The sequence below is a fragment of the Nostoc sp. genome, from assembly GCF_036917675.1.
Classification (GTDB): Bacteria; Cyanobacteriota; Cyanobacteriia; order Cyanobacteriales; family Nostocaceae; genus Nostoc.
In genome coordinates this window covers 1-18,814 of sequence record NZ_JBALCT010000005.1, presented here as the reverse complement: position 1 = coordinate 18,814, position 18,814 = coordinate 1, and the positions used below count along the sequence as shown (strand labels likewise).

Genomic DNA, 18,814 nt, shown 5'->3' with positions numbered 1-18,814 from the left:
ATGTCTTTTGAATATCTCGTTTTAGCATGATAACTGCCGTGTATGACAGAGGGCTTTTCAGAGCTTTATTTATCAAAATCAGCACGAATAAAAAAACTGTTGCCTCAATTAACAGTCTGTGGGATAATCAAAAACTGATACTAATGAAATTACCGAGGCGAGTAAGTCATATTCAGGATTTTTTGGTTTTCTATAATACCAGGCAATGACTCAACGAATTATATTATTTGCTTCTAGAAAAACAACTAAATGCAGCCAAGGCATTTCAGCAGTAGAAAATAGTAACCCTAGCACAATCGAGTTGAGTTTGTGAGTTTATTGAGTAAAGTATCATGGACATACAAAATAATCGCTTTAGGCCGACTGGTTTTGCTTTTATTCCCCTCGTAGCTTTAGTAATATTTGTGGTAGTTTTTGTAGGGAGAAAGATCCAAATAAAACTACTTTGGAATAGTGTCGAAGTTGCTCAAGAACAAAAAGACAGTACAGCAAGAATTGAAGCGCTGCAAAAACTGGTTAACACTGATAACACCCTGCATAAGATTCCATTGAATGATGTCGATTTCTCCAGTGTCAACCTTGAAGATGCTGACCTTAAAGAAGTCGATCTCAAGAGTGCCAACCTCGAACGTACCAACCTGGAACGTGCCATTCTTAAAGATGCCGACCTCAAGAGTGCCGATATAACCAGTGCCGACCTTAAAGATGCCAACCTAACCAGTGCCGACCTAACCAGTGCCAACCTCGGCAATGCCAACCTCAGCAGTGCCAACCTCAGCAATGCCAATCTAACCAGTGCCAATCTCAGAGATGCCCACCTTCAAGGTGCTAACCTCAGCAGTACCAACTTCAGTAGTGCTAACCTTCAAGGTGCTAACCTTCAAGGTGCTAACCTTCAAGGTACTAATCTCACGAGTGCTAATCTCATGAGTGTCAACCTTCAAGGTGTCAACCTTCAAGGTGTCAACATCAAGAGTGGCAACCTTGAAAATTCCAACCTTCAAGATGCCAACCTTGAAAATGCCGACCTCAAAAGTACAAATCTTCAAGGTGCTAACCTTCAAGGTGCTAACCTTCAAGATGCCAACCTTCAAGATGCCCAAAACCTAACTCTTCAAAAGCTCAAAGCAGCTAAAAATTGGGAAAGAGCTTGCTACGGCCTAGAATTTCGCAAACAACTAGGCTTACCTCCAAGAAATCACGGCCAATGCTGACCAATTTTCTTGTGCAGTTGAAGTTGTGTTTGAAGAGGGAAGCTTTCATCGCATTACGAATATCTTTATAATCCCAATGAATTAACGAACTATTTACTTCTAGGAAAACAACTAAGTAGGTGGGCAAAATTAATCAAACTATGTTACGCAATCTAAAAGTAATTAAATAGGCTGGTAGTAAGCTGCTTCACCCCTATTTAAGGGCTAAAGCCGCCTACTACAAATCTTTAATTATGCACACCCACTTACTTAAATCAAGTCAAGGTATTTCAGCAGTAAAAAACTGCAACCCTAGTGTAATCGAGTTGAATTTGTGAGTTTATTTAGCAAAGTATTATGGAAATAAAAAATGATCGCTCTAGGTCAATTGGTTTTACTTCTATTCTCCTCGCGGCTGTAGTAATATTTGTGGGAACTGTTGTATACAAAAAGATAGAAATAAAACAACTTTTGGATACTGTCGAAGCTCTTCAAGGACAAAAAGACAGTACAGAAAGAATTGAAGCGCTGGAAAAACTGGTTAAGGCTGGTAGCACCCTAAATAATATTTCATTGAATGATGCCGACATTGGAGGTGCCAACCTTGAAAATGCTAATCTCTCCGGTGCCAACCTTGAAGATGCTAATTTCTCCACTGCCAACCTCAAAGGTGCCGACCTCAAACGTGCCAACCTCAAACGTGCCAAACTCAAACGTGTCAACCTCAATACTGCCGACCTAAGTAGTGCCGACCTTAAAACTGCCAATCTCTCCAGTGCCAACCTTGAAGATGCCGACTTCTCCAGTGCCGACCTTAAAAGTGCCAATCTCTCCAGTGCCAACCTTGAAGATGCTGACCTCGAACACGCCAACTTTGAAGGTGCCAACCTCGAAGGTGCCAACCTCAAACGTGTTGACCTCAAAGAAAGTACCCAAATCGGAGATGCTGACTTATTTGATGTCAACTTTGAAGGTGCCAATCTCTCTAGTGCCAATCTCAAAGATGCCGACTTCTCCAGTGCCGACCTCAAGAGTGCCAACCTCAAGAGTGCCAACCTTGAAGGTGCCAAGCTCTCCAACGCTAACTTTGAAGGTGCCAAACTCTCCAACGCCAACCTTCAAAATGCCAACCTTGAAGGTGCCAAACTCTCCAACGCCAACCTCGAAAATGCCAACTTGGAAGGTACTAACCTGGAAGGTACTAACCTGGAAAATGCCAACCTTGAAGGTACTAACTTTGAAGGTGCCAAGCTCAAGAGTGCCAACCTGAAAAGCGCTCGTCACCTAACTTTTGAAAAGTTAAAAACAGCCGAAAATTGGGATCAAGCCTGTTATAATCCAGAATTTCGCAAACGACTGGGCTTGCCTTCAGAAAATCCAAACCAATGCTAGAGAACAGGGAGTGCAATATGTTGTTAGGCTAAAAGCAGGCGATCGCTATACCAATGATCACTCTACCTGATAAAGTAGTACACATATAGCTCAGGCGAGGACAAGCGATCGCTTCAATTCTTTTTAACCAATGAATCCCTGCCTTCAAAAACCCCTGAACTGTTGTCAGTTATATCTGATGATTCATCATCCGCTTGGGTAGCCAGGGAGTTTTTGCACTAGCAATTAGCTGTATCGCTAATAAAAAAATAGCGTTGTAATTCCTTAGACAGTCTAGCCATATATCACCAATATCTAGCAAAATTTAGTAAATAAATATACCTGATATTTACACAAAATCCGAAAAATATTTTAACTTTTGTTTGCTCTATTTTCTTGTATTAGATGAATAATTGATGGCACTAAAGAAACAACTATAATTAATCCAATAATCGGTAACAAATACTTATCTACCTGTTCAGGTGGCAGAGATTTTCCTAAGAAAAACCCTAACATGGTGATGCCGAATGTCCAAAGAAAGCCACCGATTAAGTTGTAAGACATAAATGTGCGATAATGCATCGCACCAATCCCAGCCACAATCGGCGCGAAAGTCCGTACAATCGGTAAAAATCGTGCTAAAACAACCGTTTTTTTACCATGCTGTTGATAAAAATTTTGGGTTTTCACAAGATGTTTTTTATGAAATAACCATGAATCTTCCTTCTGAAATAGTCTTCTGCCAAATTTATGCCCAGTAAAATAACCAACATTGTCACCTAAGACTGCACAAATAAAAGCACCAAAAATCAGAACCCAAATGTTCAGTAAATTCTGAGATGCGACAAATCCAGCAGTGAACAATAAACTATCTCCAGGCAGGAAAAATCCAATTAACAAGCCAGATTCAGCAAAGACAATCGCCCATACCCCAAAGTAGCCGAGTGATTTAATCAGTTGTGGTAAATCCAGGTGCATAGAATTTCTTACTTTTCAACAATAGATCCACAACATCTTAACGTTTAGCAATTTTCCTGAATAAAAAGTAATATTAAATTTACATAAAGTTATTGTGTCATCTTGATAAATATAATTACAGATGGCATATTTTGGGTTATGTGTGCAAGATGCGAAGATATTTGAAAGTACTAAGACTATTTTGGGGTGCTGCGATCGCGGCAGAGTTGGAGTATCGGATTAATTTTTTCATAGCTACCTTCAGCAGCTTGGGAAACCTTGTCGGCAGCCTCTTTGGACTATTCTTGTTCTACCGTACTGGCTATACTTTTAGTGGCTGGTCATGGGAAGCAGCTTTAGTAGTTCTAGGAATTTTTACCTTACTACAAGGCTTTTCTGCTACTTTTCTAGCATCGAACTTGAATCGTATTGTCCGCCATGTCCAAGAAGGCACTTTGGACTTTATATTATTAAAACCTATCCGCAGTCAGTTTTGGCTTTCCACTCATACCCTTTCACCTTGGGGACTGCCGGATCTAGTTTTTGGTAGTATTATTATTGGCTATGCAGGTAAACGCCTCGGTGTAGGGATAGACGACTATCTACTTGGTGTACTGCCGTTATTCTTCAGCTTGGTGATTTTGTACAGCCTGTGGTTTATGCTAGGAGCGACGAGTATTTGGTTCGTAAAAATACACAACGTTACCGAAGTGTTGCGTGGTTTGTTGGAAGCTGGACGATATCCCATCGCTGCATATCCCACTGCTTATCGCTTTTTCTTCACTTTTGTGATACCAGTAGCTTTTTTAACTACTATACCAGCCCAAGCGCTGTTGGGTCGGAGTGAAATTAGCTGGTTGATAGGTGCGGCAATATTAGCAGTAGCGCTGTTTTTCGCTTCTACTTGGTTTTGGCGATTTGCGTTGCGGTTTTATACTAGTGCTTCGAGTTAGAGAGGAGCGTAGACAAGGCAGCGCCTTGCCCAGAGTTGTTGGAGCAACATAAAGTTAACATATGAAAAGTAATCAAATTCCTCCTGGAAGCTTTGGTATACCTATATTAGGTGAAACACTCTCCTTTTTCTTCGATAGCAATTTTGGTAAAAAGCGCTATCGCCAGTATGGGACCATCTTCAAAACTCATCTTTTTGGCAGACCGACTGTAGTAATGGTAGGGCCGGAGGCATTAGAGTTCGTTTTGTCAAGCCATATGGATAATTTTTCTTGGCGCGAGGGATGGCCTAATAATTTCAAGATATTACTCGGTGAATCACTTTTTCTCCAAGATGGAGAGGAACACCGCAGAAACCGCCGCTTGATGATGCCGGCGTTGCATGGTCCAGCATTAGTGAATTATGCCGTCACAATGGAAGATATTACGCGCGGCTATCTCCAAAAGTGGCAGAAAAAACAGGAGTTTACTTGGTTCCAAGAATTTAAACAACTGACATTTGATATTGCCAGTCAATTGTTGTTGGGTACGCATCCTGGGCCTGAATGTGTGCGCCTCAGCCAGTTGTTTACAACCTTGGGGAATGGGCTGTTTGCTATTAACTCGTTGTCTTTACCATTTACTGCATTTGGTAAAGCTATAGCCGCTCGTAATCAGATTTTAGAGCATTTAACTCAAGTTGTCAGAGAACGTCAGCAAAACCCAACTAAAGATACCATCAGCTTGTTAATACAAGCTAAAGATGAAGATGGTAACAGCCTAAGTGAAAAAGAAATCATTGCCCAAGCGGTGCTGTTACTCTTTGCTGGACATGAAACGACTACTTCGATGCTGACTTGGCTGTGTGTAGAGTTAGCCCGTCATCCAGAAGTACTCAAAAAAGCTAGGGAAGAACAATTACAACTTGCAAGTAAAGGTGACTTGGATTTAGAACAATTAGGGAAAATGCCCTATTTAGAGCAGGTTCTATGGGAAGTTGAAAGATTGCATCAACCTGCCGGAGGTGGGTTTCGTGGTGTGATTAAAGACTTTGAGTTTAAAGGTTATCACGTTCCTGCTGGTTGGCAGTTGCTTTATTCAATTGTGATAACTCATAGCCTAAAGGAAATCTACCTTGAACCAGAGCGTTTTGATCCAGATCGTTTCAGTCCCCAACGCCAAGAACATAAAAAGTATCCTTTTAGTTTAGTTGGTTTCGGTGGTGGACCACGAATCTGTATTGGTATAGCCTTTGCCAAAATGGAAATGAAGATTATTGCTGCCCACCTTCTACGCAGTTATCATTGGGAGATATTACCCAATCAAAGTTTAGAAACAGTGTTCTTTCCTACTAATCGCCCCAAAGATGGGTTGCGGGTTCGATTTCAACCTCTGTAAAATGTTTTATGGAATCCCAAATAGACATACATTTGCCTAACGGAATTTTAGAACGCTTGCAAAATGTGAAAGATTTTCTGGGCGGAAGTGTTAACTCTCTAAGTAACTCAGCACAACAAGTTGAGGAGTCTTTGAATACAACAACTGATAGAGTAATTGATAGAGTTACGACAGGTTTAGAACAAAGTTGGCAAACGGCTGAACAAGTTAAGAGTACAACATCGGGAGTAGTAAAAACAGCAATTAGTTCTTCTGTGAATGATTGGCTGTCACAACACCCAATATTTTTTAGGTTAGTTCAAATACTAGGTTGGGCGGCTAATCACCCAATTATTAGTGTAGTAATTCTGCTGTTTGCACTTGCTCTGCTTTGGAGCATCATCAAAGCAATTGTCCGCTTGATTGAAACAGCTAGTTGGTCAATACTCCAAGTTCCGATACAATTACTTCAGGCTTTGATTAAAGTTAGTTTTCTCTCCTTAACTAAAGTTGGCAGTTTTGCTATTCAACGAATGACAGCTACTAAAATAACTGATAACCTGCCTATTTTACTACCTGAAAATTTTCAACAAAATAAGCAACAACGATTAGCAGAAATTTCTCATCGTTTAGAAGCAATTCAAAAGGAACAAAATGAGCTTTTACAAGAAGCAGCAGATTTGATTGCTGCTGACACAATTGATATCGAAATATCAAAAATTCAACCCCTAAAAAGCATTGAATCACACCTCGGCTGAGTTGTGATGTGGAACCAGATGCATTTTTCTTTGCGATAATGAGTGCTACAAATAGATTAAGTTTTGTATAAATCCGACATTCTGCACTTCCAGATATAATATATCGATATTCAAGAAATTTCCTAAATAATGCTCAATAATTAAGTATTACAAGAATTCAGAATTAAGGAGTCAGAATTCAGAAGCAAAACAGGCTTGATGCTTGCCTTTGAGACTTAGCTTGTGTACAACACCCAACTTGAAATCTGCTGTAATAGTGGTAATTATTGGTGATTTGTGATTGCTATTTAACAACCATTAGCCAGATGTTGGAAATCTTCGTGTAATTAGTAGTTTAGTTTACTAGAACTTGTGTGTATACCGTTTCCTCGTTCCCATACTCCGTATGGGAATGCATTCATTGAGACTCTGGCTCAATGTCTGACTGGAGGCAGCAGCCCCTAATCAGCCATTCCTAGCTTTGCATAGGAACGAGAGAAAAACTTTATTGATAAAATTTTTCATTAGTACTTGACATCAATTATCAATCAAGGCTATATTCTTCTACAGTGTTCTCCTCTCTTTTAAGGATCGGCAGACGGGATTAGCCAGCAGCAGCAGGCTCGTCCCTCTTTTTTATGATTAGGTATTGGAAAATAAACAAAGGACTAATGACAAAAGAGAAAAATGCAAGATATTGATGCGATCGTGATTGGATCTGGGATTGGCGGATTAGTAACAGCAACCCAGTTAGCTGCGAAGGGAGCGAAAGTGCTGGTACTGGAACGTTATTTGATTCCAGGTGGTAGCGCTGGTTATTTTGAACGCCAAGGCTATCGATTCGATGTTGGCGCATCAATGATTTTTGGGCTGGGACACAAAGGTACTACTAACTTACTCACCCGTGCATTATCAGCTGTAAATGTTAGCCAAGAAGCGATCGCAGATCCGGTGCAGATTCACTATCATCTACCCCAAGGTTTAGACCTGAAGGTTGACCGGGTTTATGAAAAATTTTTGCAAAATCTTACTGCTCATTTTCCCCATGAAGAACAGGGGATTCGTCGCTTTTATGACGAATGCCAAAAAGTATTTAAGTGTCTCAACAGCATGGATTTGCTCTCGCTGGAAGAACCTCGGTATTTACTGCGGGTATTTTTCCAACATCCTTTGGCGTGTCTCGGTTTAGTTAAGTATCTGCCCCAAAATGCGGGGGATTTTGCCAGACGCTACATCAAAGACCCGCAATTATTGAAATTTATCGATATGGAATGTTATTGCTGGTCAGTGGTTCCATCAGATATGACACCAATGATTAATGCTGGAATGGTCTTTTCTGACAGGCATTATGGCGGAGTAAACTATCCTAAAGGCGGAGTAGGACAAATTGCCCAAAAACTGGTGGAAGGTCTAGAGAAGGCTGGAGGTAAGATTCAGTACCAAGCTAGAGTCACAAAAATTCTCACAGAACAGGGAAAAGCGGTAGGTGTGCAACTGGCTAATGGTCAAGTATATCGGGGTAAACGCATAGTTTCTAATGCTACACGCTGGGATACATTTGCACAATTATTACCAGTAGAAAGAATGCCAGATAATGAGAAAAAATGGCAACAAAATTATCAAAAATCTCCCAGCTTCTTGAGTTTGCATATAGGGGTAAAGGAGTCAGTTTTACCTGCGGGGACAGAGTGCCACCATATTTTGCTGGAAAATTGGGAAAAGATGACAGCAGCAGAAGGCACAGTTTTTGTTTCGATTCCCACATTGCTTGACCCAGATTTAGCACCAACTGGATATCACATCATTCATGCCTTCACGCCTCACTGGATTGATGATTGGCAAAAACTTTCTGTGAGTGAGTACGAAGCGAAGAAAGAAGAGGCGGCTTGGCGAGTTATTGACCGCTTAGAGAAGATTTTTCCAGGTTTAGATGCTGGATTGGATTATCTGGAGGTAGGCACACCGCGCACCCATCGCCGCTTTTTGGGTCGTGAAGACGGCACATACGGGCCAATTCCCCGGCGCAAGTTGTGGGGGTTATTAAAAATGCCCTTTAATCGCACAGCTATTCCAGGACTTTATTGTGTAGGGGATAGTACCTTTCCGGGTCAAGGGTTGAATGCAGTCGCTTTTTCTGGATTTGCTTGCGCCCACCGCATCGCCGTAGATTTAGGATTTTAATGTACATCAATTAAGGTGATCATAGGAATAGCCTTACGCATAATTTATAAAACTTTTCAATCAATTGTGCTTTAATGGTGAGCGGTTTTTGTTTCTCAAGAATTTTCCTCACACAAAGCGCTCACTGATGATCCTCACACACAAAGAAAACATTTTAAAATTTAGCTTGCTTCTACCCAGCTTCTTAAGTTTGTTCCTGTTTGGCTCTACTGTCAAAGCTGCTGCGATCGCTAATTGGCATTTTGATAGCAATCGCAATCATCTGGATTTCACCACAAACAAGAATGTTCAACCCAAAGTACAATTACTTGCCAACCCTACTCGTCTGGTAATTAATTTACCTGGAGTTACATTAGGATATCCACAGACTAGTCAAAGAGTGGGGTCAGTAATTAAAGACATTCGCATCGAGCAGTTTAACGCAGAGACTACCCGCATGGTAGTTACTTTAGCACCCGGTTACACCTTCGATCTAGCACAGGTAAAGTTGCAAGAGGAATCCGCCAATCATTGGTCTGTGCAGTTACCCCAGCCAGTACCACTGACTGCAACCCAGCCGAAATATCTAGAAATAACTCCGAGTATTTCTCCAAGAGTGAGTGATAATAGCACTCTTTTTGCTGGCGTGGTTCCCATGCATTTACCGATGAAAGTGCTGGAGCCTCAAATTAAAGCCTTGATGAATCGCTACAGTTTTCTCAAAACAGGAATGTTTTTCCTGGATTTGGATACTGGGGATTATTTGGATATTGGAGGCGATCGCGTTTTCCCGGCTGCAAGTACAATTAAACTGCCAATTCTCATCGCCTTTTTCCAAGATTTAGATGCTGGTAAAGTCACCCTTCAAGAAAACCTGACTATGCGGGGTGACTTAGTAACCAATGGTTCTGGAGTTATGCAGTATGAGCGAGTTGGTAAGAAGTATACAGCTTTGGAAACCATCACTAAGATGATAACCATCAGTGACAATACCGCCACCAACATGATTATCGATCGCTTAGGTGGAGCTGCGCGACTAAATCAGCGCTTCCGTAACTGGGGACTGAAAGACACAGTAATTCGGCATCTTTTGGCTGACTTGAGAGGAACCAACACCACAAGTTCTCAAGATATGGCGCGGGTGCTGGCTTTAGTTGTGAATAACAAGCTAGTTTCTTTACAAAGTCGGGAGCAAGTTTTAGATATTCTACGTCATACCACAATTCGCACACTGCTTCCCGCAGGTTTGGGGAAAGGTGCTGTCATCGCCAACAAAACCGGAGATATCGGCTTTCTCATTGGCGACGCTGGATTTGTGACTATGCCCAATGGTAAGCGCTACTTGGCCGCCATCTTCGTCACCCGTCCGTATAAGGACACGAGAGGAAGAGACTTTATTCGTCAAGTTTCCCAGCTTGTTTACAATTACCTGAATCAGCTGAATCCAGTCGCCTCGGTTAATTCGCCTAACAGTGCTACGAGATAGCAGACGCGATCTGTGACTTTGATCATAAAAATGTCCAAATTGTGAATCGTAAAATGGCCACATAAGAACGTTGTTACAGGGCTTTGTGTGATTTAAAGTATAAGCTTGCCGGAATGGCAAACTTTTTCTTTAAGTCACAATCCCGCTTCTATGGTTCTAATTGAGCAAAAATGATAATGACGCTAAAAGGAGGTAAAGGTGGTAAAAATAATTTATTTATCGCTCAATGCTTCACGAGTATAAGCTTGAGCATGTTGTCCCCAATAGCTTCGCAAGTCGCCGTACATCTTGTCAGGGTCTGAACTCATATTTTCTGCTTTAGCATAAGCCATGAAGAGAATATCAAGTCCTATCTCTGCTTTTTTAGCAATTTCAATTGCTTCTTCAGCAGTGACAGTTGATGAGTCACGATTTGCTAGGTCTTTCAAAGGGTCGTAAACTTGTTGAATAAAGGGGTGGCGATGGTTAATACGAATAGTAGCCTTTCCGTTAAGGTGAGTGATTTCAAATAATTCTTTTCCTGGCCAAGCACCATCGATAATAGTAATAGGAAACTCTTTAACTCTTTGTTTTACCTCCTCAGCTTGCTCTGGGTTCTGTTTTGGGTCTATCCCCAAATCTAAAATTAAATCTTCAAGAATTTTTTCTTGTGCCTGTGTATCAAGTTTCAAGCCCCCTTTACCAGCAGGAAGCGTTTTCTCGGCTCTTTGAACAGCTTCTTCAGCAAACTGATGTTGTCCAGCTTTATTGCGTTCGGCTGTTTCAGTATCCTTCCAAACTTTTCTAATCTCTTTACGTGCTACGTTTATTGGTCGTTCTAGAAATTTTTTTAACTCCTCCCGTAGTTTAGTAACAGGCTCGGCTCCTCTCTTTACGTGACGTACTTGTAAGTATTCATCCAAAGTTGCAGGGAAACTGACCTCAATACCAATAAAACGGTCTATGTCTTGAACTCCGTAAGGTAATAATTTTGGAACAATATCGTAGTAGATTTCACGATTATTTCTAACAATACTTATCCGGCCCTCATTTTCTGGGATGTACAGCCCTCTAAGGCGTGAATCTTCTGCTTTTGTTACAGGATTTTTCTCTCTGCCACCCAGACCCTTTAATTGTCGAAACTCTTTTGGAGAGAGCGTAACTTTGACATGTACTTGCTTGCCGTCAATTTCGATATTCTTCTCATCGATAATATCTGCTCGAAGGTCTTCTCCAAAGTTTTCTATAACTTTAGGATTTTCGAGCAAAAATAATGGGTCATACAGAGCTATATGCTTACCGTTTAATTCAATGTAAAAACCATCATTAATAAAGATGCGATAAGCACGAGCAAGAAACTTGGTAAGCTCGGTCAAGCGTTCCTGAATACCAGAACCATAGTTGCCACCATCAATAAGACGATCTACCTTAGACCAAACTACCAGCGTTCCCGACTCAAATGGCTCACCTTCTTTAGGATGATTACTATCTTGAGGATATTGCATTAAATTCGAGTACTCTGATGGGAAGCCATCTACAACTTCGGCTTTGATAAGAGTTTGTGAACCTTTAGAAACTTCATCTAAATCAAGGTATGCATGGTAGTAAACTTCATCACCAAGAGGTTTAGTATAAATGTCGATGCGTCTAGCTTGGCTGATAGCAGCTAGTTTCATACCTACGCCAAAACGTCCTAAACCGTTGCGTTGGTTATACCGAGTAGAAAATCCTAGCTTAAGCGCACTGGGTAAAACTTCATAAGCAATGCCGTTGCCATTATCAGCAAATACAATAGATTCAATAGTTCTAGATTGTTTGGCTTTAGATTTCCCCTTACTTTGAGCAGAAGCATTTTTTTCGACAGCATGAATCCGAACAACTGTTGCGTTCGCTTCATAAGAATTATCTACTACTTCGCCACTCGCAGTCGCAAGGTCAAAGCCAGAATCACGCATACTCTCAAGGGTTTTATCGACCTCAATTAACTCAGAGCTAGGAGCAGAAGTTTTTTCTTCAATCTCAATCATAATTCTCTACTTATTTATTGTTTAAGGTTGCGCTGTTTATATTCAAAAAGTGCATCTATTCTTAAAAGGTGAGTGAAGCAAGTAATTATTTCAACTACTTCTAAAATTTACCTTTTTTGAAATAGTAAGTCGATTATTTCTAACTTGGTCAAAAGTAGAACGGCAAAAAGGACACTTAATCTGTAATCCCTTCGGCGGTGATGGATGAATTAAGTTATCAATTTTATCTAAGAGTGCATGGTAGGCAGAACATTCAGCGATGAAACACTTTTCTAGTGTCCATTGGATGTCATAATCGAAATAATCTGCTTTTTTGGTATGTGCATGTCTTAAAAGGCGATTACGCAAACAAGTATCTGAACGACCTACATAAATTGGTTCTTTTTCCCTAAATCTGTATAGACTATAAGTGCCTATGTAATCTACAGGAATAAGGGCTCTTACTAGCCAGGGAGAAAGGCGATATAAACGTCTTTGAGGATGCTCAAACATTGATATCAGCCTCCCAACGAGCTTTAGCACGCTTCCGGGTACGACTAATTTGAACGCGAGCTTGCTGAATTGTAATACCCAATTTCTCCGCAACTTGTTGGGCTTCACTTCCATGTAGAAGTAAATTGAGTATTATTTTGTCTTTATCACTTAAACAAGCTCGTTCTAACCAATCTTTAAATTGAAAAACTGTTTCTAAATCCTCAAAACGAAAATCCGCGATTGTTTCAATGTCGTGTCCAGAATCATCATTGCACGTCTTTATTTGTGTAAAAGAGCATATTTCATTGCGACGGTTAAGTATTTTCCTGGCATCACTTAACGTATTCCTGACTAAGTGATGCGGGTTGCCAGACTTACTTGGATTACTAAGAATACTACTTATCGCTCTATCAGTCCGCTCAGTCCAGTAAGGACTTGAGTAAAAATACTTACAAGAAAGTTTTTGCAGATATTGCACTGCTTGAAAAACATCTTCAGTCATTTAATCTCCTTGCTGTAGCCATTATCGGTTACGGCGTAAATGAACTAACTCGATATTTGTTTAATTTGTTTGGTTTTTGGTGTAATCGCCAAGTGTCGATTACATCCTTAGATCGATTATAAGCGCCTAAGTAGTGTCCGCTAATGAACTAAGGGGTGTGTGTAATCAAAATATTTCACGGGAATGCTAAATTAAGTGTGACTTTGACCATAAAATGGCTATCCTACGATTAGTTGATGTGTTACAAAGATTTTTAGATTTAGTATTAGATTAGATAATTGTGATTTTACTTGCGGCTCTACTAGCTTTTTCTCTCGCCTCTTGGACATTAACACCCTTCGCCAAAGCTACGCCCATTCGCCGATATGGATGAGCATTAGGTTTACCAAATAATCTAATATCTACATCTTTTTCTGACAAAGCATCGGCTACACCTGTAAAACCGATAGAATCAGATTTTTCTGATGCTAAAATTACCGCACTAGCTGATGCTCCTAGCTGTTCTATATGAGGAATTGGCAAGCCTAAAATTGCTCTTAAATGTAGTTCAAATTCATTGAGATTTTGTGAGATTAATGTCACCATTCCCGTATCGTGAGGTCTGGGAGAAAGTTCGGAAAAAATCACTTCATCTTTGGTAATGAAAAACTCAACACCAAAAATTCCGGCTCCTCCTAAAGCATCAGTAACTTTTATGGCTATTTCTCTTGCTCTTAATATCTTATCTTCCGAAATTAGTGCGGGTTGCCACGATTCTTGATAATCGCCTCGTTCTTGACGATGACCAATAGGAGAACAAAAAATTGTCGGTGCATTCCACTGTTTTATTGTCAGTAAAGTTATCTCAATTTCAAAGTTAATAAATTCTTCTACGATCACCTTTTGACTGTCTCCTCTAGAATTAGCGATCGCATAATTCCAAGCTTTCTCAACCTCACTCTTATTCTGCACTACAGACTGACCTTTACCAGAGGATGACATCACAGGTTTAACAACATTACTAAACCCAATTTGATCAGAAACTGTAATTAATTCTTCTAGAGTAGTTGCATAACCATATTTAGCCGTTCTGATGCCCAATTCTTGATGCGCTAGTTCCCGAATTCTGTCGCGGTTCATTGTATAGTTAGTAGCAGCCGCAGTCGGTATAACTGTAATCCCTCGCTGTTCAAATTCGATCAGTTTTTCTGTTCTGATTGCTTCAATTTCTGGTATAATAATATTTGGCTGATGTTTTTTCACTACAGCTTCTAAATCATCAGCACTGAGCATAGAAATGACTTCATAAGCATCAGCAACTTGCATCGCCGGAGCATTGGCGTAGCGGTCAACAGCAATCACATAATTACCAAGACGTTGAGCTGCGATCGCAAATTCTTTGCCTAGTTCTCCTGAACCCAGCAACATCAATTTTTGGGGTAACTTAATATTCATTAACTTATCCAGGACAATTTCAATTCAATAATCTTATAATTTTTTGTGTTTTAATTACCATCTTCTCAAGAATTAAATCTAGCCCCACGTAGTTGTAAATCTTGACGTTGCAGTTCATTTAAACCAGTACCTACGCCAAGCTGACATTTATCTACTAGAGTCTCTAACCAAATAGTCTCGTTAAGAGTTGCACCTCTTAAATCTGCATTTCTCAAGTCGGCTTTCGTAAAATTTACAAATAAGAGGTCTGCATCAACTAAACTACTACCTTGTAGATTTGCTTCTGATAAGTTTCCTCGGATGAGGTTTATACCATCTAAAATTAAACAAGATAAATCTGCTCCTATAAGATTAGGAAATTTTAGCTGACTTGGATATTTAAAAAACCGCATCATACAAATGATATTTGCTTCATTTAGTCGCATTTTGGTTAAAAAATCATAACGAGCTATGCCCAGTTGCTTAAGAATTTGTAGACGCGGTGTGGGACTTTGTTCTAAAAACTGGATGGCTGTATAGCGTAAGTCTTGAGTAGAAAGATTTAGCATAATTATTAGAGGATGTTTGAAAAGTATTAGGCGAATAGAATGAGACTGTTGGCGAATTCACTCTCTTGTTAAACCCCCCATCCCTAAAACCTTAGTTTGGCGTTGCTTTCCCGCCCTGCAATAAATTGCGGGCTAATAGCTAAAGTGCGTTGAAACGCACTGAAGATTAAAAATTTAACCGTCAATTTAGGCAAATAATAGATAATATAGCAGTCTTAAATCATTTTTGAAAAACAAGAACCCCGACTTCTCAAAGAAATCGGGGTTCTAACCTGTATAGATTGTATAGATAACTACTTACCTAACGTCCTGCCAATAATGCTTTCGTAGCAGATTCGCCTGCTAATCTCACGCGCCTTGTCAGATGGAAGTTTAACAACGCTAGAACGCTCAACTCAGCTAGAACTGCCATAAAAATTGTTGTCACCCCAGAGTATTCTATAGCTGTCCAAGGAAAAGTTGAAAATAACCAGACAGTAGGATATTCCGATGGGGAGATGCCCATAAATTCTAGAATCAGCGATGGTAGAAACATTGCTGTACCTAAAGTCCCAATTGCCCAGAAAGAACGTTTAGGAGTTTTTAGCAAAAGTATCAATTGGGCGATGGTAGCGTAAATCATTATTAAGCTGATAGATAAAGCCAGTGCTAAAAGTAATTTAAACCTGTCAATATCGTTACTGTGCCAAGTATGACCATTGTTTTGATCAAAAACAGATGTAAGTGAAACCCAAACTAGCCAGGGGATAGTAACAATTGTCAGATTAATAGCGAGCGCCACGAGTGCAGGGCTTTTTTCAGCCGAAATTAGATCCTGCCATAAATTTTTGCGGCTAGAAACTCCCTGATGTCGGTATCTTGCCCAATCTTGTACATCTTGACGGTGAGGGGAAAGAACCACAATTAAACTTAAAATCAACACCAAGTTGTACACTGCCAGCAAAACGATATTTCCCTCAACCTGTTCATCCCATCTTTCATTATTTAGACCAATTTGTACGGTAAAACCCCACATCATCAATTGGCAAAATGCTACTAGGAAATAACTTTGTTCCTTGCTGATTATTGAGGCTTTAGGATTACGAAAGCAACGTTTAAGAACTTGCAAAATACCGTAACTGCACAATCCAAAGTTCAGCAAGTGAAAACCAACAACACTCACAACACTTGTTCCTAATGGTAAATAGAAAAACTGCAAGTTTTTTAGGGGAGAACCATCGGATAGATGGAACAAATTAGGAAATAGATAATTTGTTACATCCCAAGGATTAAATAGTCTAAACCAAGCAGTTGAATTATTTAAAGTGTTGCTATCGGACGATGCCATCACCATCGTTATGAATAAAAAAAGCAAAACTATACCACTACCCAACCAAGCCTCAAAACCGTTAAACGAACGACTAAATAAGCCCAATAGTAATGCAGCACTGTAGAAAAAAATACAGCTAGCAGCAAGAATTGCGTAGTAACTCAAAATGTAAATAAAGGCAAATTTGGCAGAAAGCCCAGCCCACAAATGTAAAGGAACTGCTAGTAAGATGCTCACATAAATTAAACTCGGAACTCCTAGCAACTTCCCAGCCAATATACTTGTTTCTGATTGGGGACTGAGACGGATGAAATTCAGCGTACCGCGAGTTTCTTCTTTGGCTAAATCGTTGATTAGCAAATAAGTTCCTGCAACTAATAGTGTAAATACAAAAATTACACTCAGCGTCAGGAAGATATGTTCCCAATGCTCTGGCCACCACGTATCATCGGGAAATTGCGGTAACTTATATGAAAAAAGTACCAGTTGCAATACTAAGGAACTTGCAATTGCGATCGCCACATTAAAAAACTTCAGGCGTCCTTTGAGTTCCCGGAATAGTTGCGGATTCCAATCGCCGATTTTGTCTACTAAATTGAGCATCATAAGAAAAAATTCTCCAAAAATTGGGAGTGATATTTATTGACGTATCAAGATGCTTGTTTGTGACCTAATTTTAGGAAAATACTTTCTAAGTCTTCTTGCGTGCAGTGAAAATCTTTTAGGGGAATCCCTGCTTTGATCAGCGATCGCAATAACTCAGCACTATCTTCATCTTTGCCCGAAAAATTCACCCGCACGCTGTTTTTTCCTGGTATTACCTCCCACTCTTCTACTAAATGATGATGTTTGAGTTCGCTCAAAAGTGCCTCTAAGTTCCCCAGAGTTGATAACACAATTTGCTGATGGGCAAGACGTTGGTAAAGTTGCTGTAGGGAAGTACTTTCTACCAAGAAGCCAAGTTCCATAATTCCCACAGAAGTACAGAGTTCCGCTAAATCACTGAGAACATGGGAGGATATGATTACAGTCATCCCAGCTTCTCGCAAAGCCTTGATGATTTCGCGGAAGTGCATTCTGGCGATGGGGTCAAGCCCAGAAACAGGCTCATCTAGTAGTAGTAAAATCGGTTCGTGGATAATGGTTCGCGCTAAACTTAAGCGCTGTTTCATCCCCCGCGACAGAGTAGAAATCTGGCTGTGGCGTTTATTACCAAGTTGGATTAGTTCTAAAACTTCATGTAAGCGTTGAGTGCGGCGTGGTTCTCGCAAGCGATACAGACGCGCAAAATAATCTAGGTAGTCCCAGACTGTCAGATCCTCATATAGCGGGTAGTCATCGGGTAAGTAGCCTAGACAACGCTTAAGTTTGGGGTTACTCTTGTCACGGAGTAGGCGATCGCCATTAATATAAATCTCACCTGTAGTTGGTTCCTCAGCTGTTGCCAACATTCGGATGAGAGTTGTTTTACCCGCGCCATTCGGCCCAATCAATCCATATACTTCCCCTGCCTGAATCTCTAAATCCACATCATTGACAGCAACGTGCCGGTCAAATTGCTTAGTTAATCCACGAGTGCAAATTGCTAATTCTTTTACCATTGCTGCTGGGGTGCGGCTTGTGATTAACACTTAACCTAACCTTTTCTAAAGCTTTTGTCAGGCTGGTTTCAGAAATTGAAACTGAGTTTATATAAAGTTGCTTTGTGTAATGGGCATTATTTACCACTATTTCAATGAAGTTTTAAACAATACCAATTATGAAGTTTTACTACGGCTAATACTAAAACTAGAAATCTCTAGGTCTTCTCAGTTAATCAGGTAAAAATTGTATGGATTTTGAATCGATTATGAATATGCCTTTTATCTGGCAAAATATTGTTAGTGCGATCGAAGAAGGTAGAGAGTGGGGGCAAACGTTTCTGAACGATTCAAGCTGGGGCGGTGATAAAGAGCAAATGGTAAATCATGCTATATATGAGTCAACACTTTGGTCTGTGGGCAACGGAATTGCTAGTGGGGTTGTTGGGGTAGCTGGGATACCGTTTGAAATTGTTAGTACACTCTATGCCCAAGTAAAGCTGGCATCTACTCTTTTCGCCATACATGAAATTGACACCTACAGCGAATCTGCACGACTACTAGTTTTAGCTGCTGCGGCTGGAGTTAGTGTATCTGAAGTGGCTAATCAATTAGGAACTGAGGTAGGAATTCAAGTAGGCTCGCAAGCTATTCAGAATCCCCAGAAGTATATTTGGTGCTTTCGCCAGTAACGCTACTATGATTAAGGCGTTCTTACGAATGGGCAATAATGGCTAACCTTACCATCCA

Annotated in this window: 16 protein-coding genes and 1 pseudogene; 8 read left to right on the top strand and 9 right to left on the bottom strand. The window is 40.3% G+C overall.

Going from position 1 to position 18,814, the window contains the following annotated elements:
* Positions 1-332: 332 nt before the first annotated feature.
* Together V7K31_RS01975 and V7K31_RS01970 are read left to right on the top strand one after the other, a co-directional pair.
* Complete coding sequence (locus tag V7K31_RS01975; protein ID WP_335092269.1) at positions 333-1,214, top strand: pentapeptide repeat-containing protein; 882 nt, start codon at positions 333-335, stop codon at positions 1,212-1,214.
* A 336-nt stretch (positions 1,215-1,550) separates the two neighbouring features.
* The gene (locus tag V7K31_RS01970) at positions 1,551-2,585 is read left to right on the top strand and encodes a pentapeptide repeat-containing protein (protein ID WP_335092268.1); all 1,035 of its coding nucleotides are present in this window, start codon (positions 1,551-1,553) and stop codon (positions 2,583-2,585) included.
* Positions 2,586-2,622: 37 nt separating this feature from the next.
* Here the strand turns inward: V7K31_RS01970 and V7K31_RS31745 are convergent.
* Together V7K31_RS31745 and V7K31_RS01960 are read right to left on the bottom strand one after the other, a co-directional pair.
* Positions 2,623-2,835, bottom strand: a pseudogene (locus V7K31_RS31745) (exopolysaccharide biosynthesis protein); the annotation flags it as partial.
* A 101-nt stretch (positions 2,836-2,936) separates the two neighbouring features.
* Positions 2,937-3,542 (bottom strand): DedA family protein, encoded by a 606-nt coding sequence (locus V7K31_RS01960; protein ID WP_335092267.1) that lies wholly within the window; start codon positions 3,540-3,542, stop codon positions 2,937-2,939.
* A gap of 149 nt (positions 3,543-3,691) precedes the next feature.
* On the opposite strand from V7K31_RS01960, the gene V7K31_RS01955 reads away from it, so the two are divergent.
* The 5 genes from V7K31_RS01955 to V7K31_RS01935 all read left to right on the top strand — a co-directional run bounded on the left by V7K31_RS01955 (position 3,692) and on the right by V7K31_RS01935 (position 10,211).
* Positions 3,692-4,474 carry an ABC transporter permease gene (locus tag V7K31_RS01955; protein ID WP_335092265.1) on the top strand — a complete coding sequence of 261 codons (783 nt, stop codon included), beginning with the start codon at positions 3,692-3,694 and terminating at the stop codon, positions 4,472-4,474.
* Between the two features lie 61 nt (positions 4,475-4,535).
* Positions 4,536-5,849 carry a cytochrome P450 gene (locus V7K31_RS01950; protein WP_335092264.1) on the top strand — a complete coding sequence of 438 codons (1,314 nt, stop codon included), beginning with the start codon at positions 4,536-4,538 and terminating at the stop codon, positions 5,847-5,849.
* A gap of 8 nt (positions 5,850-5,857) precedes the next feature.
* Positions 5,858-6,586, top strand: a complete 729-nt coding sequence (locus tag V7K31_RS01945) for a hypothetical protein (protein WP_335092262.1) — start codon at positions 5,858-5,860, stop codon at positions 6,584-6,586.
* Between the two features lie 666 nt (positions 6,587-7,252).
* The gene (gene crtH / locus V7K31_RS01940; protein WP_335092260.1) at positions 7,253-8,746 is read left to right on the top strand and encodes a carotenoid isomerase; all 1,494 of its coding nucleotides are present in this window, start codon (positions 7,253-7,255) and stop codon (positions 8,744-8,746) included.
* A 127-nt stretch (positions 8,747-8,873) separates the two neighbouring features.
* On the top strand, positions 8,874-10,211 hold the full coding sequence (locus tag V7K31_RS01935) for a serine hydrolase (RefSeq protein ID WP_335092259.1): 1,338 nt from the start codon (positions 8,874-8,876) through the stop codon (positions 10,209-10,211).
* A 212-nt stretch (positions 10,212-10,423) separates the two neighbouring features.
* On the opposite strand, the gene V7K31_RS01930 is transcribed toward V7K31_RS01935, so the two are convergent.
* The 7 genes from V7K31_RS01930 to V7K31_RS01900 form a co-directional block, all read right to left on the bottom strand.
* The gene (locus V7K31_RS01930) at positions 10,424-12,217 is read right to left on the bottom strand and encodes an ATP-binding protein (protein ID WP_335092258.1); all 1,794 of its coding nucleotides are present in this window, start codon (positions 12,215-12,217) and stop codon (positions 10,424-10,426) included.
* Between the two features lie 90 nt (positions 12,218-12,307).
* A complete protein-coding gene (locus V7K31_RS01925; RefSeq protein WP_335092256.1) occupies positions 12,308-12,709 on the bottom strand; it encodes a hypothetical protein in 402 nt (133 codons plus the stop codon).
* Entirely contained in the window at positions 12,702-13,193 is a 492-nt protein-coding gene (locus V7K31_RS01920) for a hypothetical protein (RefSeq protein ID WP_335092254.1), read from the bottom strand. Before V7K31_RS01920 ends, V7K31_RS01925 begins: the two co-directional genes overlap by 8 nt.
* Positions 13,194-13,463: 270 nt before the next feature.
* Positions 13,464-14,627, bottom strand: coding sequence for a formate-dependent phosphoribosylglycinamide formyltransferase (gene purT / locus V7K31_RS01915; RefSeq protein ID WP_335092253.1), 1,164 nt, complete (start codon positions 14,625-14,627; stop codon positions 13,464-13,466).
* A gap of 65 nt (positions 14,628-14,692) precedes the next feature.
* Positions 14,693-15,175: a pentapeptide repeat-containing protein gene (locus V7K31_RS01910; protein WP_335092251.1), complete on the bottom strand. Its 483-nt coding sequence runs from the start codon at positions 15,173-15,175 to the stop codon at positions 14,693-14,695.
* A 301-nt stretch (positions 15,176-15,476) separates the two neighbouring features.
* The gene (locus V7K31_RS01905; protein WP_335092249.1) at positions 15,477-17,090 is read right to left on the bottom strand and encodes an ABC transporter permease subunit; all 1,614 of its coding nucleotides are present in this window, start codon (positions 17,088-17,090) and stop codon (positions 15,477-15,479) included.
* 44 nt (positions 17,091-17,134) lie between these two features.
* Positions 17,135-18,085, bottom strand: a complete 951-nt coding sequence (locus V7K31_RS01900) for an ABC transporter ATP-binding protein (RefSeq protein WP_335092360.1) — start codon at positions 18,083-18,085, stop codon at positions 17,135-17,137.
* Positions 18,086-18,315: 230 nt separating this feature from the next.
* On the opposite strand from V7K31_RS01900, the gene V7K31_RS01895 reads away from it, so the two are divergent.
* On the top strand, positions 18,316-18,756 hold the full coding sequence (locus tag V7K31_RS01895) for a hypothetical protein (protein ID WP_335092247.1): 441 nt from the start codon (positions 18,316-18,318) through the stop codon (positions 18,754-18,756).
* Positions 18,757-18,814: the final 58 nt, after the last annotated feature.